This window comes from Iodobacter violaceini, assembly GCF_011601265.1.
GTDB lineage: Bacteria > Pseudomonadota > Gammaproteobacteria > Burkholderiales > Chitinibacteraceae > Iodobacter > Iodobacter violaceini.
Map to the genome: position 1 here is coordinate 238,434 of NZ_JAAOLX010000006.1, position 17,407 is coordinate 255,840.

A 17,407-nucleotide genomic window follows, 5' to 3' on the forward strand; every position below is an offset into this window, starting at 1 on the left:
TTGAAACAATCTCTTTGCCCGGATAAAGTATGACTACCCTCAGTGAAGCAAGGCTGACTCACCTTAAGCAACTCGAAGCAGAGTCCATCCATATTATTCGAGAAGTAGCCGCAGAATTTGATAACCCGGTCATGCTTTATTCCATCGGCAAAGATTCTGCTGTAATGCTGCATCTGGCACTCAAAGCCTTTGCCCCAGGCAAGATGCCATTTCCGCTGATGCATGTGGATACCACATGGAAATTCGGCGAAATGATTACATTTCGCGATAAAATGGCGGCAAAGTGCGGCTTTGATCTGATTGTTCACGTTAACGAAGAAGGTGTAAAAGCGGGTATCAATCCATTTAGCTCCGGCTCGGCCAAGCATACCGACGTGATGAAAACCGAAGGCCTGAAGCAGGCGCTGAATAAATATAAATTTGATGCCGCTTTTGGTGGTGCCCGCCGCGATGAAGAAAAATCCCGCGCCAAAGAGCGCGTGTATTCATTCCGCGATAAAAACCATCGCTGGGACCCCAAAGTACAACGCCCGGAGCTGTGGAATATCTATAACTCCAAAATCGACCAGGGCGAAAGCATCCGAGTATTCCCATTGTCTAACTGGACAGAGCTGGATATCTGGCAATATATCTACCTGGAAAACATCGATATTGTGCCGCTCTATTACGCCGACGTTCGCCCGGTAGTAGAGCGTAATGGCACCCTGATCATGGTCGATGACGACCGTATGCCTTTAGAAGCAGGTGAAGTGCCGCAAATGAAATCGGTGCGTTTCAGAACGCTGGGCTGTTACCCGCTCACCGGCGCGGTGGAATCCACCGCGCAAACGCTGCCGGAAATCATCCAGGAAATGCTGCTCACCACCACCAGCGAGCGCCAGGGCCGCATGATCGACCACGATTCATCCGGCTCGATGGAAAAGAAAAAAATGGAAGGGTATTTCTAAGGCGGAGAGTCGGGAATGGGGGGTTGAGAGTAGGCGCAGGATGGGAAGGTTTTACTCCCGACTCCCCTCTCCCGACTCCCAAGCGTCCTCCCCGCCCTCACTCCCTTAATAATCCATACTCTCGGAATATAAACATGTCACACCAATCTGATCTGATCGCCAGCGATATCGAAGGCTATTTAAAGCAGCATGAAAACAAAGACCTGCTGCGCTTTATTACCTGTGGCAATGTGGACGACGGTAAATCCACCCTGATCGGCCGCCTGCTGCACGATTCAAAACTGATTTTTGAAGACCAGCTGGCCGCTATTCAAAAAGACAGCAAAAAGTTTAACACCACCGATCAGGAAATCGATCTGGCCCTGCTGGTGGATGGCCTGCAAGCCGAGCGTGAGCAAGGCATTACCATCGACGTGGCATACCGCTACTTCAGCACTGAAAAACGCAAATTTATCATTGCTGATTGCCCCGGCCACGAGCAATACACCCGCAATATGGCAACCGGTGCCTCCACCTGTGATCTGGCCGTCATCCTGATCGACGCGCGTTATGGCGTGCAAACCCAGACCCGCCGCCACAGCTATATCGTCAGCCTGCTGGGCATTAAACACGTGATTATCGCCATCAATAAAATGGACCTGGTTGAATTCAGCGAAGAGCGTTTTAATGAAATCCGCGCCCAATACCTGGAGCTGGCTAAATCCTTAAATATTGCCGACATTCAGTTTGTGCCGATCTCCGCCCTGCGCGGCGATAATGTGGTGACTCCGAGCGAACAATCCCCCTGGTACACCGGCCTGACCTTTATGCAGCATCTGGAAGCCGTGCAGATCAACCGCGACAGCCGCCTAGAAGCCTTCCGCCTGCCGGTGCAATACGTAAACCGCCCTAACCTCGATTTCCGTGGCTTTTGCGGCACCATCGCCGCTGGCCGAGTTTCCCCCGGCGACGAAATCATCGCCCTGCCCTCCGGCAAGGCCGCCAAAGTCAAAGCAATTGTCACCTATGAGGGCGAATTAGACACCGCCTTCACCGGCCAGGCGATTACCCTGACGCTGGATCGCGAGATCGATATCAGCCGTGGCGATATGATCGTCAAAGCCAGCGAGCTAGCCCCGCAAACCGGCCAGGCACTTGATGCCCACATCGTATGGATGAACGAAGCACCGCTCACCGTTGGCAAAGAATACAGCTTTAAACTGGCAGGCAAAAATGTCTTTGGCCGCATCGCCCAGATCGCCCACCGTGTGGACGTAAACAGCATGGAGCATGTAGAAGCCAGTGAGCTTAAACTCAACGAAATCGGCCTCTGCCGCGTCATTCTGAATGCACCCGTGGTGTTTGATAGCTACCGCGATTGCAAAGGCACCGGCAGCTTTATCGTGATCGACCGCCTGAGCAACGCCACCGCCGGCGCAGGCATGATCGAACAGGCCGCAGCCCATTCAGCCAGCAATGAGCAGGATGAACTGGCCAAATGGCGGGCGTTTGAAGTGGACCTGAACACACTGGTACGCAAACACTTCCCGGAATGGGGAGCGCGGGATGTGAGGGAGATTTTTAAGGGGTAATGATTTTTAAATACCTATAAAATATAAAAATGGCCCACTCATTGAGCGGGCCATTTTTTTAATACTTATGCTGCAATACCGTTTTTATTTTATCTAAACGCGGGTCATCCTGAACAGAAGCAAAGCTCTCTCTAAATGAGCCAATAAACTGCGGATATTGATCAAGTATATTCTTCACAATTGCCGCACCTTCATCTGGCCTGTTTTTATAGCTAATAAAAATAGCGTGCCTGAATATCATTTCTGCATGAGGGCGGAATTTCAAAATTTTGCTGCTTAAATAAAGCTTATAGTCCAAGTTTCTATCATCTAAGCTAAGCATTGCTAAAGTATAAAAATCAGCCATGTCCTCAACAAGTAAATTCCCCCCTAGCGATACACTTTCATTTACTAAAGCTTCGGAATACGCTTCGCTTTCATACCGGTTATTCAAATCAATCAACTTTACAACCGAATATAAGCCATAAATACTTGCAACAAGAATAAATACTGGAAATATATATTTAACCCCAGACCTTGCTGTTGATGTGTAACTATACAAATCCAGCTTTACTGTAGATGCCAAAATAGTAAATAAGATAAAGAAAGAAGCATACCAAAGCGGATATTCAAGCTGGCTATGAATAAACATGGTAGACAGTGCAATGAGTACAAAGGCCGCATGGATATCCAGCTTATTTTTTATAATTCCATATACTACAGCTATTGTGCCAAACAACAGGCTGATCCCGCCTAATATGCCCGTTTCTGCCAGCAGTTGTAAAAAGATATTATGGCAATGTGCAAATAACTGATAAACAATCTCCCCGCCTTTATAAGGAAACTGCGCGCCTAATTGATAACTAGCCGCAGCATAAGTACCCACCCCAGTACCAAACCAGGGGTTTGCAAGGAAGGTGTGCCAGGCTTTTTGCCACTCCGGCCAGCGCGTATCATTCACACCTGCACCCAAGCGCTTTAAGCCACTTCCCTCGGTTAATAAAGGGAAGTATTCAACCATTATTTTATTCAAATATGGGCTAAGTACCTGAAATACAATACAACACGCTAAAAACCATAAGAAAGCTTTACTAAATTTTTTAGTATCATCGCCTTTGAAGTGCAATAGGGCGACAACGGCAAATCCCATCGCAATATATAACAAAGCTGTTCTGGACATAGATAAAGAAATAGCCAAGCCAATAGCAATAATAGAGCCAATAAACGTTATTTTTTTTATTTCTGTCTGGGCATATAAATAGCAAGCTGCTGCACCACTCATAAACAAATAGTCTGCAAATTGATTGCGCTGAAACATGAAACCGTTTGGTGTTCTATTTACATTAAAATGTGGCACCCAAAAAGGCAACCCATTAATCCACTGAGAGTAAATGACAAAAAAACCTGACATTTTAGAAATACAAAAAATAAACTGAACAACCCCTCCCCAAAAAAGACCTTTTGCAATTAAATATACAACTTCATTTTTATCATTTAAATTATATATGTAGTGAGCTATAAAAAGCCCTATGAATAAATATAGCACATATATAATTAAAATTGAGTCATAAGATGGGGAATTGACAATTTTACTTAAAAACGCAGAGAATATGAGTCCCAAAAATGTAATCTGTACAGGGCCAATAAAACTATCAGTACTTTTTTCTTCATTACTGAATAAAAACATAACTGAAACTAAAACAAGTGCACTTGTTTCAGCTATCCAAGCTCCGTATGGCCTATAGGGGTATAAATATACAAATGGCAATAAAGCAACTAAAAACAATATAATTCTATTATATTTTTTCATTTTTTCTTTTCAAAAAAAACGCACAAAATTCATTTGTGCGTTTTTTATTAAGCTAACCTCAAACGAGCTTGAGGCTAAAATTAAGCATCACAACCTTTTGATTTTGCTGCAGCATCCGCAGTAGAAGAGCAAGACCATTGTCCATCGGAACTACGTGTTTGAGTGATAAGTTTACCTGCTACCGCCTTAGGGCCACCATTAATAGTACAAACGATGGTACCGCCTTCAGATGAAGATGAAAAACCATTCAAAACATTTGTAGTGCAGTTTGCAGTACCTTGCTTAATACCAATATCAGAAACAGTTGGCACTGTTCCGTCAGCAATACGAGCATCAACACCAGTCTTTGGTGAAGCTGTCTCAGCTAAAGCAGCAGCAAATTTAGATTTTGCTGTGTAATTTTGGTACGAAGGAATCGCAACCGCAGCCAAGATACCAATGATCGCAACTACGATCATCAATTCGATCAGGGTAAAACCTTTTTGCATGTTTTTCATATTTATCGCTCCCATATAATGTTCCAGAAGGAAACCCTGCGTTTCTCTTAACCAAAACATTCACGGGGAAGTACTAAGCAATAGTCATGCCAGCTTATAAAACAAGTGAACTCAAATTATTTTCCGATAAGTGCACTAATTATCGGCCACAGGCAGAGGTAAGGCCTAATGTACATGCTTTTATGTAGTTTTCTCTGGCTAGCTCTGGCTTTGCCTGAAGCTCAAAGACACGGGCACGGCCCAAGTAGGGCCTGAAGTAATCAGGCTTTAATAAAATTGACTGATTAAAGTCTTCCAGCGCCTTTTGATAATCCTGCATTTCAAGATAAACAGCTCCTCTGTCATTGTAAACAAAGCTGTACTTTGGCCATATTTCTAAGGCCTTATTAAAATCATTCAGTGCAGAAAGATATTGTTTCTCTTTAAAAAAAGCCAAACCTCTGTTGTGATAAATACGCTCTACCCCAGGTCTGTTTTCTTTTCCATCCAGTAATCTGGCTGCATCGTCCCATAATAATAATGGATGAGAAAAGCTGACTAACCTTTGCAAAGTTAATGGCAACATCAGTACGGCTATAGCACTTAGCAATATAATTGATTTTTTAGCATTCATTTTTTGTAAAAAAAACGGCAACGCGCAGGATACAAAAACAAGCCAAATATAGCTGCGATAAATAACAAATGATTCCTGAATACGTATTGTTGAAAATTCTGTAAAAAACATTATCCATGGGCAAAGGAAAGAAAAGCCTAACAATCCCGGCAAACCTCTTTTTTGCAATAAGTACATAAATGGAAATGGAAATAAAACATAGAATATGGCAGCAGGCAACTGAGGAAACAATATAAATTTGGTTGCAAAAACTTCATAAATGTCTATCGACATCCACCGCGAAGAAGGTAAAAACCAGATCATTAAATATTTATAAAACAAACCTGCCTGAGTAAATACTGAAAGTGGATAGGCTAGTTTTACGTTAAAATCAGGATCAATTAATGCCAGCCTGGAAAACATCGCCGGAGCACCTAATTCATATGCTGAGCCGTACAGGTCTATTTCGTTTTTTTTAGCATAAAAGACATACGCAGCAATAAAGGTGCATATTAAAAAATATGGCCAGCTGAATTTCAAAATATGCTTAATATCTTTTTTTACTAAAATTGCAGCAATAAATGCTATACCCGGCAACATGATAGCGTTTTCTTTGCAAAGCACAGACAAGCCATACAATAATGTTGAAATGAATAAAAATATTTTATTTTCAAAAACAATGCTTTTAATAAACAGCAGTAACATGGCTATCGCAAAAAAAGTAGCCATCAGCATACTTCTTTGTGATAAATAGGCTACAGAATAAGCAGCAGCAGGGTGCAGGGAAAAAATTAAACTTGCAAAAAACGCGGTATTTTCTAAAGATAAACCTTTGACTTCACTCTTTATTACTTCTTTAAAAATATACTTTAATAAAATGTATAGCATGATACCATTGCAGGCATGAATAATTGAGTTTCCTAAATGAAGCCATATGACATCATTTCCAAAAGCAACGCGGGTCCATTCAAATGTTGCATAAGGCAGCCATCGTAAAGAAAAATCAAAATATTTATTTAACAGCTGATCATGAACAGCACCATTAAAAAAATAATTATCGTCAAACATAATAGGGTTATTAAAAAACATGAAGTACAAAAAAAATGGAATCAGCACTATAAGAGATACATGAATTAAAAAAACATACTTCGCAATATAATATCTCAATGCCATCCCCTTTATTTTATAAAAAACCCCAAGCTTGCTTTATTGCAAACCTGGGGTTTAGATAAATATTAACGGCAATATTTAACACTAAGACAAGTACCAGACTGAGCCCAGGTAATTGCTGAGCCTGCGGCATTTAATGTTGGACTTAAAATAGAAGTATATCCTCCCGCAGCTGTGGTTCCGGTAAAATTAATAACACCATTTGCTACCGTACCGCCAGCAGCGAGACCTGTTGTAGCAGCAGGTGCAGCAGGAATGCCCTGTGTGCCCGCATTACACCCTGTAAATGTGCCTAAATCAGCATGGCACAATGCGACAGCTTGCTTGTATGAATCAGAAATGCTGAGCACTTCGGAGAATTTGGCTTTTTTAGTGTAATCCTGATATGACGGAATAGCCACCGCAGCTAAAATTCCGATAATTGCCACAACAATCATTAATTCAATCAAGGTAAAACCTTGTTGAATATCCTTCATTTCATGCTCCAAATACATATTAGTTATTAAAAATTAATAATAATTAAATATTTTTTAAAAATAGATGAGCCCGTTATTATCAAACCAGCTCATCTACAAATATATTATTAGCGGCAGTATTTAACAGACAAACAAGTACCTGTTTGTGCCCAAGTAATTGCAGATCCTGCTGCATTTAAAGTAGGAGATAAAACAGAAGTATATCCACCTGCAGCAGTAGTCCCCGTAAATGTAATAACCCCTGCTGAAATAGTGCCACCAGCAGCAAGCCCGGTTGTAGCAGCAGGAGCAGCAGGAATACCCTGAGTACCCGCATCACAACCGGTAAAAGTACCTAAATCTGCATGGCACAGTGCTACCGCTTGCTTATACGAATCAGAAATACTCAGCACTTCAGAGAATTTCGCTTTCTTGGTGTAGTCCTGATAAGAGGGGATCGCCACTGCTGCCAGGATACCGATAATGGCTACAACAATCATCAATTCGATCAGGGTAAAACCCTTTTGCATGTTTTTCATTTCTTGCTCCTAACCTTTGATTTAAAAGCTTTTTTCCCTGAGCACTTACATGCAAAATATGTTCTTTGCTTGGGTATGACAATGCAATATAGGTGCCTGACGGCATAGGTTTCAGGAGTCAGCTGATTAACGGCGGGATTTGTCGGCAGACCAACGGTGAGTGCTTTATACTTTGCTGAGTACTGCCTGCTGGGCAGCTGCCGTTGTAGCTCAGTTGGCAGAGCAACTGATTCGTAATCAGTAGGTCGGGTGTTCGATTCACCTCAACGGCACCATCTGGTTAAATTAAAAAAAGCCCCACTGGGGCTTTTTTTATTGCGGGGGCCAACTGCAATGTGACGAAAATGGTCAGGTAGCGCCCAAATTTGACATCAGGCAGATCATTTATTCCAAATGTCATATTGTAAGCACATTGTGAATAAGCTTAAAGCCAGCCACTTTTCAGGCAAAAATTGAAGTCTTTTATGCTGAAACAGCAAGTAAACCCAAACCATGGCGGGCAAGCAGTGTGGCGGTGTCGTGCAGGGGCAGGCCCATTACGCCACTAAAGCTGCCTTGCAAATCAGAGATAAACAACCCCGCCGTGCCTTGTATACCGTAACTGCCCGCCTTATCCATAGGCTCGCCACTTGCTACATAGGCAGCAATTTGGGCAGGACTCAGCAGCATAAAGGTTACGGTACTGACCGACAGCACAACGTCTGTACCGGTATTGGTGCGTAGCCCCAGGCTGGTCAGCACTTCGTGGCTGCGGCCGGAGAGCTGCTCCAGCATGGCCGCAGCGTCGCTGGCATCCAGGGGCTTACCCAGAATTTGCCCGTCCAGCACCACGGTGGTATCTGCGGCTAAAACGGGCAGGGGATGCTTACCCTGTGCAAGCATGACTTGCCAGCCTGCTTCTGCCTTGGCTTTGGCTAAGCGCAGCACATAATCTTTGGCACTTTCATTGGCCAAAGGCGTTTCGTCTATGGGGGCAGAAATACGTTCAAACTGAACGCCAATTTGCGCCAGCAGCTCCTGGCGGCGCGGGCTGCCTGAAGCAAGATAGAGTTGGGTCGTTGGCATGGTTTTTTATATCAGGTTTTAGAATAAATGGATGGCCAATTAGGGTGACGGGTATCGCAAAAAGCCGGCGCCACCCATCCTGCAAGACCAAGCATCACTCGCGATGATAAGGATGGTTATTAATGATCGATACGGCCCGATAAAGCTGCTCGGCCAGGATCACTCTGACCATGCCATGGGGCAGGGTCATGGCGGAGAGTTGTAATAGCTGATCGGCCCGTTTTTTTACGCTTGGGTCGAGGCCATCGGTACCGCCAATAATAAATACCGTTTCACGGCCGTCGATTTGCCAGGTCTTCATTTTTTCGGCCAGCTGCATGGTGGTCCAGTTGGCACCATGCTCATCCAGCGCCAGAACGCGGGCGTCTTGCGGAATAGCGGCCAGAATGCGCTCAGCTTCGTCCACCATTACTTGCTGTGCCGTTTTACCACTGCCACGTTTATCAGGCTTCAGCTCCAGCAATTGCAGAGGAAAATCGCGGGGCATGCGTTTAGAAAACTCTTTATATCCAGAGTCGATCCAATCCGGCATCTTGTGCCCAACAGCAATTAAAGTCAGTTTCATACGGCTTCAGGCAAAGGGGCGAAGCTTAGCGGTTTAAGCGTTGCAGGGGTAGGGCTCTGCAAAAATTGCCTCAGATCAGCATAAGTCATCGCCTTTGCATAAAGCCATCCCTGGCCCCATTCAACCCCCATTTCTTTCAGCGTAACTGCCTGCCCGCTGGTTTCGATTCCTTCAGCCACCACGCTCAGGCCCAGATCTTTAGCCATTTGCACAATATGCAACGCCACATGATGCGTGGCAGCACCACTGCCTAATGCATGCACAAAACTTTTATCGATTTTTAAAATATCGACGGGTAAATTATGTAAATAGCTGAGGCTGGAATATCCAGTGCCGAAATCATCAATCAAAATGATGTGACCCGCTTGCCGTAAGCGGGTAATAACTTCAATTTCTTGTTGGCCCATTACCAGGCTGCGCTCGGTGATTTCCAACTTGATGCGGTTCGGGGCCAGCTGATGTTTTTTGCACAGAGCGGCCAGGTTTTCTATAAACATCGGTGAAGCTAAATCTGCACCTGATAAATTAACAGAGACAGCAATATCCGTGTTTGCAAGCTGTGCTAAATCAGAGACCACCTTTTCCAGCACAAATTGTGTCAGCAGGCTGATCTGGCCGTTTTCTTCGGCATAGCCAATAAACAGATCAGGGCTGATTTTGGAGCCATTTTGTCTTTTCCAGCGTAATAGCGCCTCGGCAGAACTCACTTCTCCGGTAGCCAGAGCCACAATCGGCTGATAATGCACTTCAAATTCGCCTAGCCGCAGCCCTTCGATAATCTCCAGCCCCATGGTAAAACTGCGGCGGGTAAACCAAATAGTAATCCCAATAAAAACAAGACAAATGATGCTGCATAGCGGCAGCAAATCTTCAAAATAGTCCTGCCACGCGCGCTGCAATTCTTTAGGGGGCAGATAGGCAGTAATGACATACTCAGGATTCGTTTTGCTCACCCTGAACCGGCTTAGCCATGTATTGTCTGGTTTCTTCTTTGCACCCTGGCTGCTGGCCAGTATCCGATGATTCAACACGGCTTCAATATACAAGCCGCGTTTTTTTACCGGCAGAATATCCACTAAATACAGGGAATCCAACGCGGCGTAATGCGGGCCGGGCCCATATAAAACAGAACGCTTAGGAAGATCACCTTTAAACTCAAACCAAAGCGAGCGCCCCATGGTGGTTTTCTGATCCCACTTTGGCAAAGGATAAACCTGACGGCTGGAGGCAGAGCACTTCACAATACCATCAGGCGCATACAAAACATTCCGCACAAACAGCTCATCAAAGGCTATCTCACCCAAGCGTTGCTGGTGCTCTTCACTACAGTCATTTAAGGCTGAATTATTTAGTTTATCTAAAAATTGACTGCTTACTGTAAACACACGATCACTGCGTAACATGGCTTGTTCTGCAATATCCTGCAGATAGTTCTGTAACTCTTTTTTTGCCTGCGCTCTTGCCAGCCAGGCCGCAAACAGTGTTACTGCCACACAGGCAAGAATCGAGATTAAAATGGCTTGCCAGAATAGTTTCTTTTTGCGCATATGATTATGCTTACATCCTATATTTAGCAAAACGTCTCTTATCGTAATCTCTTTACCTTAGCCAAGCATGACCCTATATACAAATCACACTTTTATCGCATATGAGCACCCTGATTTTCTGGTTGCCATCAAACCTGCTGGCCTGTCTTTTCATCAGGAAGACGGAGAAGCCGGCTTTGTAGAAGTATTACGCCAGGCACTAGATGACATGCCACTTTGGCCGGTACACAGGCTGGATAAGCTAACCTCAGGTTTGCTGCTTTTTGCCAAAAGTGCAGAAGCAGCCCGCTACTTTGGCGAAGCCTTTGCTGAGCACCGGATTAATAAATATTACCTGGCCCTTTCAGATAAAAAACCATCCAAAAAACAGGGCTGGATCAAGGGGGCGATGGAAAAGGGCAGGGGAGGATCGTGGCGCTTATGCCGGGAAGGTGAATTAAAAGCCACCACGCAATTCTTTAGTTATGGAGATATACAAACAGGTAAGCGGCTGTTTGTGCTCAGGCCGCTCAGTGGGCGCACCCATCAGTTGCGTGTAGCGCTTAAAAGCCTGGGCAGCCCTATTTTGGGTGATGAGCGCTATGGCGGCACGCCTGCGGATCGCGGCTATTTACATGCATGGGCTTTAGATTTTGATTATCAGGGAGAACAGCAGCAAATTTTGCTGGCCCCGGAAACAGGATTGGCTTTTCAGGGGATTGAAGCGCAACTTGCAGAGATCTCAGCGCCCTGGGATTTAGCCTGGCCGAAATAGCTATGGATAATTTTCATTCAGGTAGTTGTACTCTGCACTTTCGCGAAGCGACTAAAATCTGTTGCACGCTGCGCTTCGGGTACGCCTTAAGCTTTGTGATCTTTTCGCTTAAGCCTGTTGGGTTACGCCTGTTTATCCGCTAAAACCCGCGTATTATTGTCTAACCCAAACTACGCCCTGGCACCTACCTGCCTTCACTTTCCAGTTTTTTAAGCTCTTTAATCACATGCTGCTGCCTGCGGCTTACTGCAAGGCGCTCGGGTAAATCGCGCAAAATCACCTGCCAGTGCGCTTCGCTGCCCCCTACCGCAGATTTTTCAAAGCCCGACATCATGTCGCGCGCAACAAGGCAATTACGATGAATACGCACAAAGTGATTGCCAAATTCTTCTTCTAAACGGGTCAGCGAATCTTCCAGCAAATACTCACGATCGCGCGTGCGCAAAGTAATGTATTTTTGCTCGGCTTTTAAGTAATACGCATCAGAAACCGGGATTAAATGCACCCGGCCACGCTCTGTAACGCTGAAATGTGTGCGGGCATGGCTGGCTGGCTCTGCTTGCGATCTGGCGGTGCGCATGTCCTGCACCCGTTTTAAAGCAGAAATCAGCCGCTCTTTACGAATCGGTTTTAAGAGGTAATCAACGGCCCGTACCTCAAATGCGGCCACACCGTATTCTTCAAAAGCTGTAGCAAAAATCACCACAGGCGGGTGTGAAAAATGGCTTAGCTCCCGGGCCAGCTCAATGCCACTCATTTGTGGCATTTGAATATCCACAATCACCGCATCGGCATCAGCTTCGGCTAAGGCAGCAAGGGCGGCCATACCGCTGGTAGCGGTACCCACCACATCATGCGGGCACTCGTCAGCAACGTCGGCCAGCACATCTTGCAGCCTGCGCAAGGCGGGTATTTCATCATCAACAAGAAAAAGGCGCAGTGGCGTTCCCATGGGGAATCTCCCGGTAAGGCAAGACGATATGTACTTGATAATAGTCGTTATTCGCGTAAGTGCTTAAATTGGCTTCAGCATCAAAGTGGAGCAACAGCCGCTGACGAATATTTTGCAGCGCCATTCCATTGCCCTTATGCTGGCTCACCGTCCCTGCTGGCGGCAGAGAATTTTTAATACCCAAATGAATGTGTTTATCTTTTTCTGCAATGCTGATCATTACCGGCCCGGGATCTAAAATGGGCTCTACTCCGTAATAAATCGCATTTTCCAGCAGGGGCTGTAATAAAAGCGGGGGAAGGGCGGCCATCAAAGAAGATGGCGCAATATCCCACTCCACTTTTAGCCTGTCCCCCAAACGCACAGCTTCAATATTCAGATAACGGCGCGCGACTTCCAGCTCACATTCCACCGTGGAAAGCTGCTGCTTATCAACCATGACCACCCTGAACAAATCAGCGAGGTCTTCCAGAACCTGCTCTGCACGCCTTGGCTCGCTGCGTATTAAGGACAGCACCGCATTCAGGCTATTAAAAAAGAAATGCGGCCTGATTCTTGCCTGCAAGGCCGCCAATCTTGCTTCTGTCAGCCTTGGTGACAATGATTTCCAGCGTAAACGCAGATAAAGCATCACAGACACTACCAACATCATGGTAAACAGAAGCGCAGGAAGCAAGGCCGTTGCAGGCTGTAATACAGAGAACAAGACTTTTCTCTGGCCAAAAACCAGCAGCATAGCCAGTGCGCTCACAGCCAAAGTGCCCGTGCGATAAGAGAAACGATTCAACCAGGGCATTACAACAGACAGCACCAATAAAGTGCCCAGCAGCGGTGGCTCTGCCCACATTGCCGCCTCGCCCAGCCTGAGCGGCCACTCCTCCCATGCAGAAAGCCCCAGCAATACGTAAGCCAGCATACCAAGGTGAATAAGCAGCAAAATACGCAGCATCACCCCAAAATTACGGAAATCAGGAATCGGGACCGGCTCTTCAGTCGATTGCTCAAGCAGCATACGATTCATCCATTTGCGTACCTACAACGTCATGATCTAAATTGAAAAAACAACCATCTTCATAAAAACCCACACAGCTGGCGGCCAACCCATTTTTGCACCAGAACTGGATCACACCTAAATCAAAACATCTCATGACTCATCGTCATATTGTTACCTACACTATAAGGAACCCACTCCGAGCCTGCTGAATGTCTCTTGCCATTGTTCATAGCCGCGCCATGATCGGAATAGAAGCAAGCGCCGTGCTGGTGGAAATCCATCTGGCCAACGGTTTACCGGCTTTTAATCTGGTAGGGCTGCCCGATTTAGAGGTCAAAGAAAGCAGGGAGCGCGTGCGGGCGGCTTTGGCTGTGTGTGGTTTTGAATTTCCAAACCGGCGCATCACCGTCAACCTTGCCCCTGCCGACTTACCCAAATCATCCGGTCTGTTTGACTTACCCATTGCTGTAGGCATTCTGGCAGCCAGTGGCCAGCTTCCTTTAGAGCCGCTGAATGATTTTGAGTTCGCCGGCGAATTAGGGCTATCGGGTGAATTACGCTCTGTTCGTGGTGCGCTGGGTATGGCCTGGGCCGCCCAAGCCGTGGGCAGAACGCTGATTCTGCCCGCAGAAAGCGCAGCAGAAGCCGCCTTACTCAGCAGCGCCAGCGTGCGGTCTGCCAATCATCTGATGCAAGTTTGCAGACATTTACTCGGCAGTGATCAACTTCCACTGGCCACCCCGGTCGCCATCGAAGCCCCGCCAGCCACGCCCGATTTAAGCGAGGTAAAAGGGCAACAACAGGCCAAACGCGCTTTAGAAATTGCGGCAGCGGGCAGGCACAGCCTGCTCCTTATCGGGCCTCCGGGCACGGGTAAATCCATGCTGGCACAGCGTTTACCCAGCTTACTGCCCGAGATGAGCGAGCTGGAAGCGCTGGAAGCAGCCAGAATTCAATCTTTAGGCCGGGAGCGCCTGGATGCCAGCCGCTTTGGGATCAGAGCTTACAGATCCCCGCATCACACCGCATCGGCAGTGGCCTTAGTTGGCGGGGGCAGTGTGCCACAACCGGGTGAAATTTCACTGGCGCATCATGGAGTGTTGTTTTTAGACGAATTACCAGAATTTGACAGAAAGGTATTGGAAGTCTTGCGAGAGCCACTAGAAAGCCAGAAAATCCACATCGCCCGGGCGGCACATTCCACCGAATTTCCGGCTGATTTTCAATTAATTGCTGCTATGAACCCCTGCCCCTGCGGTTTTTTAGGACACCCTAAAAAAGCCTGCCGCTGCACACCAGATCAAATTGCCCGTTACCGCGGTAAATTATCCGGCCCGTTTATGGATCGGATCGATTTAGTGATTGAGGTGCCACTATTACCAGAAACCACCCTGCTTGCCGCAGCGACCGGCGAGAGCTCAGCCCTTGTCAGAAAACGGGTCGCCACGGCCCACCAGATGCAGGCAGCGCGGCAAAATACACCGAACTCCCGCTTAAGTGGCAAGCTGCTGGAACAACACTGCCCGCTCGATGAGGAAGCGCGCAGCCTGCTGCAAAGCGCCATCCAAAAATTATCGCTTTCCGCCCGCGCCACCCACCGGGTGCTTAAAGTAGCCAGAACTATTGCCGATCTGGCAGGGGATGAAGCCATCAGTACGGCACATATTGCCGAAGCAATCCAATACCGGCGCGGCCTTGGCGGATAATGAATATACGAGCCTCTTTCTGTTGAGATACAACGATGCAGGATTGCCGGTAACCCTCCACGGAAATGTGGTTTTTTAAAACTTTATAGGAAGCGCTGACAAGCACTAAACAAGGTGAACTCCGGCCCTGCAGGTTTTATTTATGTGTCCTTGTGGTAGTTATATTTGTCTCAGCTTGCTAGACTCGCGACAACTTTAGTAATCGGTTTCACGTGAAACATGGCAACTCCTAAATACGACGAATCTTCCGTTAAGGTTTTAAAAGGCCTTGATCCCGTCCGGCACCGTCCCGGTATGTACACCCGCACCGATAATCCCCTGCATATCTGCCAGGAGGTGATCGACAACGCCGCCGACGAGGCTTTGGGCGGCTATGCCACTCAAATTGACGTGGTGCTGTACCGCAATCAAAGTGTGCGCGTCAGCGATAATGGCCGTGGTATTCCGGTTGGGCTGCACCCTGAAGAAGGCGTGCCGACGGTGCAAGTTGTATTTACCCAGCTGCATGCCGGCGGTAAATTCGATAAAAAAGACGGCGGTGCTTACGCGTTTTCCGGTGGTTTGCATGGTGTGGGCGTTTCGGTTACCAACGCTTTATCCACGCGTTTAGAAGTAGAAGTCAAACGTGAAGGCCAGCAGCATCGCCTTGTATTTGGCTCAGGGGAAGTCATCGAGCCACTGGTGGTACTGGGCACATGTGCCAAAAAAGACAGCGGCACCAGTGTTTATGTAGAGCCCGATCCAAAGTACTTTGATTCGCCCAATATCCCGCTGGCCGATCTGGAACATCAGCTCAAATCCAAGGCAGTGCTCTTACCGGGCTTAGTCGTCAACCTGGCCATCGAGCAGCCTAATGGCGAACTGATCAATAAAAGCTGGTGCTACCCGGATGGCTTAACGGGCTATTTATCCGAGATAGTAGCCGGCTACAACCAGCTGATCCCTATTTTTGAAGGCGAGAAATATATCGAGCAGGTTGACGATACATTCTCGCTGGGAGAAGGCTGCGCATGGGCGCTGACCTGGACAGAAGACGGCCCGGTTAACCGCGAATCCTATGTAAACCTGATTACTACGCCATCGGGCGGCACGCACGAATCGGGCCTGCGCGACGGCGTGTTTCAGGCAGTTAAAACCTTTATTGAATTCCACAGCCTGCTGCCTAAGGGCGTGAAAGTGCTGCCGGAAGACTTGTTTGGCCGCTGTTCTTTCGTACTTTCGGCCAAGATTCTGGACCCACAATTCCAAGGCCAGACCAAAGACAAGCTCACCAGCCGCGATGGCTTAAAGCTGGTTTCAACTGTAGTGCGCTCGCCATTTGAAATCTGGCTGAATCAGCACGTTGATCTGGCTAAAAAACTGGCCGAGCTGTGTATCCGTGCAGCGCAGGCGCGGCAAAAGAATTCGCAAAAAGTAGAAAAGAAAAAATCTTCTGGCGTAGCCGTTTTACCCGGCAAGCTCACCGATTGCGCATCGGATGAAAGCGAGCGCTGCGAGCTGTTTTTAGTAGAGGGTGATTCGGCGGGTGGCTCGGCCAAGCAAGGCCGCGATAAGGATTTTCAGGCCATTCTGCCGCTGCGCGGTAAAGTGCTGAACACTTGGGAAGTCGATCGCGATCAGATTTTTGCCAATAATGAAGTGCACGATATGGCAGTGGCCATTGGCGTTGATCCGCATACCCTGGATGATGTCAAAGCCGATTTATCAGGCCTGCGCTACGGCAAGATCATCATTATGTCGGATGCGGACGTAGACGGCAGCCATATTCAGGTACTGCTGCTGACACTGTTTTACCGCCATTTCCCTCAACTGATTGCCCAGGGCCATGTGTTTGTGGCGCAACCACCGCTGTATCGCGTGGATGTGGCTGGCAGCGGCAAGGCCAAACCACCGCGTAAATTCTATGCACTGGATGAAGGCGAGCTGACCGCAATTTTAGATAAGCTGCGTGTAGAAAAAATCCGCGAAAACGCATGGAGCATCAGCCGCTTTAAAGGTCTCGGGGAAATGAATGCCGAGCAATTATTCGACACCACAATGAACCCGGATACCCGCCGCATGCTGCGGGTAGGCATTAACGACGATGTGGCGCTTAACACCCGTGAGCTGATGCATATGCTGATGGGTAAAACTGAAGCCAGCAGCCGCAAGGCATGGCTGGAAGCGCGGGGTAATGAAGCCGAGGCCGATGTTTAAGCCTGATGTGATTTAAACCGCCATAAAAAAAGGGCCGCAGATTTTATCCTGCGGCCCTTTTTATTAAA

Annotated in this window: 15 protein-coding genes and 1 tRNA gene; 6 read left to right on the forward strand and 10 right to left on the reverse strand. The window is 47.2% G+C overall.

Annotated elements, in window-relative coordinates; all coding sequences use genetic code 11:
• Positions 1-29: 29 nt before the first annotated feature.
• Positions 30-947 carry a sulfate adenylyltransferase subunit CysD gene (gene cysD / locus HA050_RS13310; RefSeq protein WP_166826989.1) on the forward strand — a complete coding sequence of 306 codons (918 nt, stop codon included), beginning with the start codon at positions 30-32 and terminating at the stop codon, positions 945-947.
• Positions 948-1,081: 134 nt separating this feature from the next.
• Positions 1,082-2,518, forward strand: coding sequence for a sulfate adenylyltransferase subunit CysN (gene cysN, locus HA050_RS13315; RefSeq protein ID WP_166826991.1), 1,437 nt, complete (start codon positions 1,082-1,084; stop codon positions 2,516-2,518).
• A gap of 58 nt (positions 2,519-2,576) precedes the next feature.
• On the opposite strand, the gene HA050_RS13320 is transcribed toward cysN, so the two are convergent.
• From HA050_RS13320 to HA050_RS13340, 5 genes are all read right to left on the reverse strand, one after another.
• Positions 2,577-4,307: a PglL family O-oligosaccharyltransferase gene (locus HA050_RS13320; protein ID WP_166826994.1), complete on the reverse strand. Its 1,731-nt coding sequence runs from the start codon at positions 4,305-4,307 to the stop codon at positions 2,577-2,579.
• Positions 4,308-4,387: 80 nt separating this feature from the next.
• Positions 4,388-4,804 carry a pilin gene (locus HA050_RS22385; RefSeq protein WP_166826997.1) on the reverse strand — a complete coding sequence of 139 codons (417 nt, stop codon included), beginning with the start codon at positions 4,802-4,804 and terminating at the stop codon, positions 4,388-4,390.
• 139 nt (positions 4,805-4,943) lie between these two features.
• Positions 4,944-6,464: a tetratricopeptide repeat protein gene (locus HA050_RS13330; RefSeq protein WP_166827000.1), complete on the reverse strand. Its 1,521-nt coding sequence runs from the start codon at positions 6,462-6,464 to the stop codon at positions 4,944-4,946.
• 167 nt (positions 6,465-6,631) lie between these two features.
• Positions 6,632-7,042, reverse strand: a complete 411-nt coding sequence (locus tag HA050_RS13335) for a pilin (RefSeq protein ID WP_166827003.1) — start codon at positions 7,040-7,042, stop codon at positions 6,632-6,634.
• Positions 7,043-7,149: 107 nt separating this feature from the next.
• Entirely contained in the window at positions 7,150-7,560 is a 411-nt protein-coding gene (locus HA050_RS13340; protein WP_115228523.1) for a pilin, read from the reverse strand.
• A 199-nt stretch (positions 7,561-7,759) separates the two neighbouring features.
• On the opposite strand from HA050_RS13340, the gene HA050_RS13345 reads away from it, so the two are divergent.
• Positions 7,760-7,835 (forward strand) — tRNA-Thr (locus HA050_RS13345).
• 187 nt (positions 7,836-8,022) lie between these two features.
• Here the strand turns inward: HA050_RS13345 and HA050_RS13350 are convergent.
• From HA050_RS13350 to HA050_RS13360, 3 genes are all read right to left on the reverse strand, one after another.
• Positions 8,023-8,625, reverse strand: coding sequence for a Maf family protein (locus HA050_RS13350; protein ID WP_166827008.1), 603 nt, complete (start codon positions 8,623-8,625; stop codon positions 8,023-8,025).
• 94 nt (positions 8,626-8,719) lie between these two features.
• Entirely contained in the window at positions 8,720-9,190 is a 471-nt protein-coding gene (rlmH, locus tag HA050_RS13355) for a 23S rRNA (pseudouridine(1915)-N(3))-methyltransferase RlmH (protein ID WP_099396792.1), read from the reverse strand.
• Positions 9,187-10,737 carry an EAL domain-containing protein gene (locus HA050_RS13360; RefSeq protein WP_166827011.1) on the reverse strand — a complete coding sequence of 517 codons (1,551 nt, stop codon included), beginning with the start codon at positions 10,735-10,737 and terminating at the stop codon, positions 9,187-9,189. The genes rlmH and HA050_RS13360 overlap by 4 nt, the downstream gene beginning before the upstream one ends.
• Positions 10,738-10,804: 67 nt before the next feature.
• On the opposite strand from HA050_RS13360, the gene HA050_RS13365 reads away from it, so the two are divergent.
• Positions 10,805-11,491 (forward strand): TIGR01621 family pseudouridine synthase, encoded by a 687-nt coding sequence (locus HA050_RS13365; RefSeq protein WP_166827014.1) that lies wholly within the window; start codon positions 10,805-10,807, stop codon positions 11,489-11,491.
• A gap of 184 nt (positions 11,492-11,675) precedes the next feature.
• Here the strand turns inward: HA050_RS13365 and HA050_RS13370 are convergent, their stop codons facing one another.
• Both HA050_RS13370 and HA050_RS13375 read right to left on the reverse strand, forming a co-directional pair.
• Positions 11,676-12,443, reverse strand: a complete 768-nt coding sequence (locus HA050_RS13370) for a LytR/AlgR family response regulator transcription factor (protein ID WP_046353753.1) — start codon at positions 12,441-12,443, stop codon at positions 11,676-11,678.
• Positions 12,412-13,464 carry a sensor histidine kinase gene (locus tag HA050_RS13375; RefSeq protein WP_205836427.1) on the reverse strand — a complete coding sequence of 351 codons (1,053 nt, stop codon included), beginning with the start codon at positions 13,462-13,464 and terminating at the stop codon, positions 12,412-12,414. The genes HA050_RS13370 and HA050_RS13375 overlap by 32 nt, the downstream gene beginning before the upstream one ends.
• A 182-nt stretch (positions 13,465-13,646) precedes the next feature.
• On the opposite strand from HA050_RS13375, the gene HA050_RS13380 reads away from it, so the two are divergent.
• Positions 13,647-15,143 (forward strand): YifB family Mg chelatase-like AAA ATPase, encoded by a 1,497-nt coding sequence (locus HA050_RS13380; protein WP_166827020.1) that lies wholly within the window; start codon positions 13,647-13,649, stop codon positions 15,141-15,143.
• Between the two features lie 219 nt (positions 15,144-15,362).
• Positions 15,363-17,339 carry a DNA topoisomerase IV subunit B gene (gene parE, locus HA050_RS13385; RefSeq protein ID WP_166827023.1) on the forward strand — a complete coding sequence of 659 codons (1,977 nt, stop codon included), beginning with the start codon at positions 15,363-15,365 and terminating at the stop codon, positions 17,337-17,339.
• Positions 17,340-17,407: the final 68 nt, after the last annotated feature.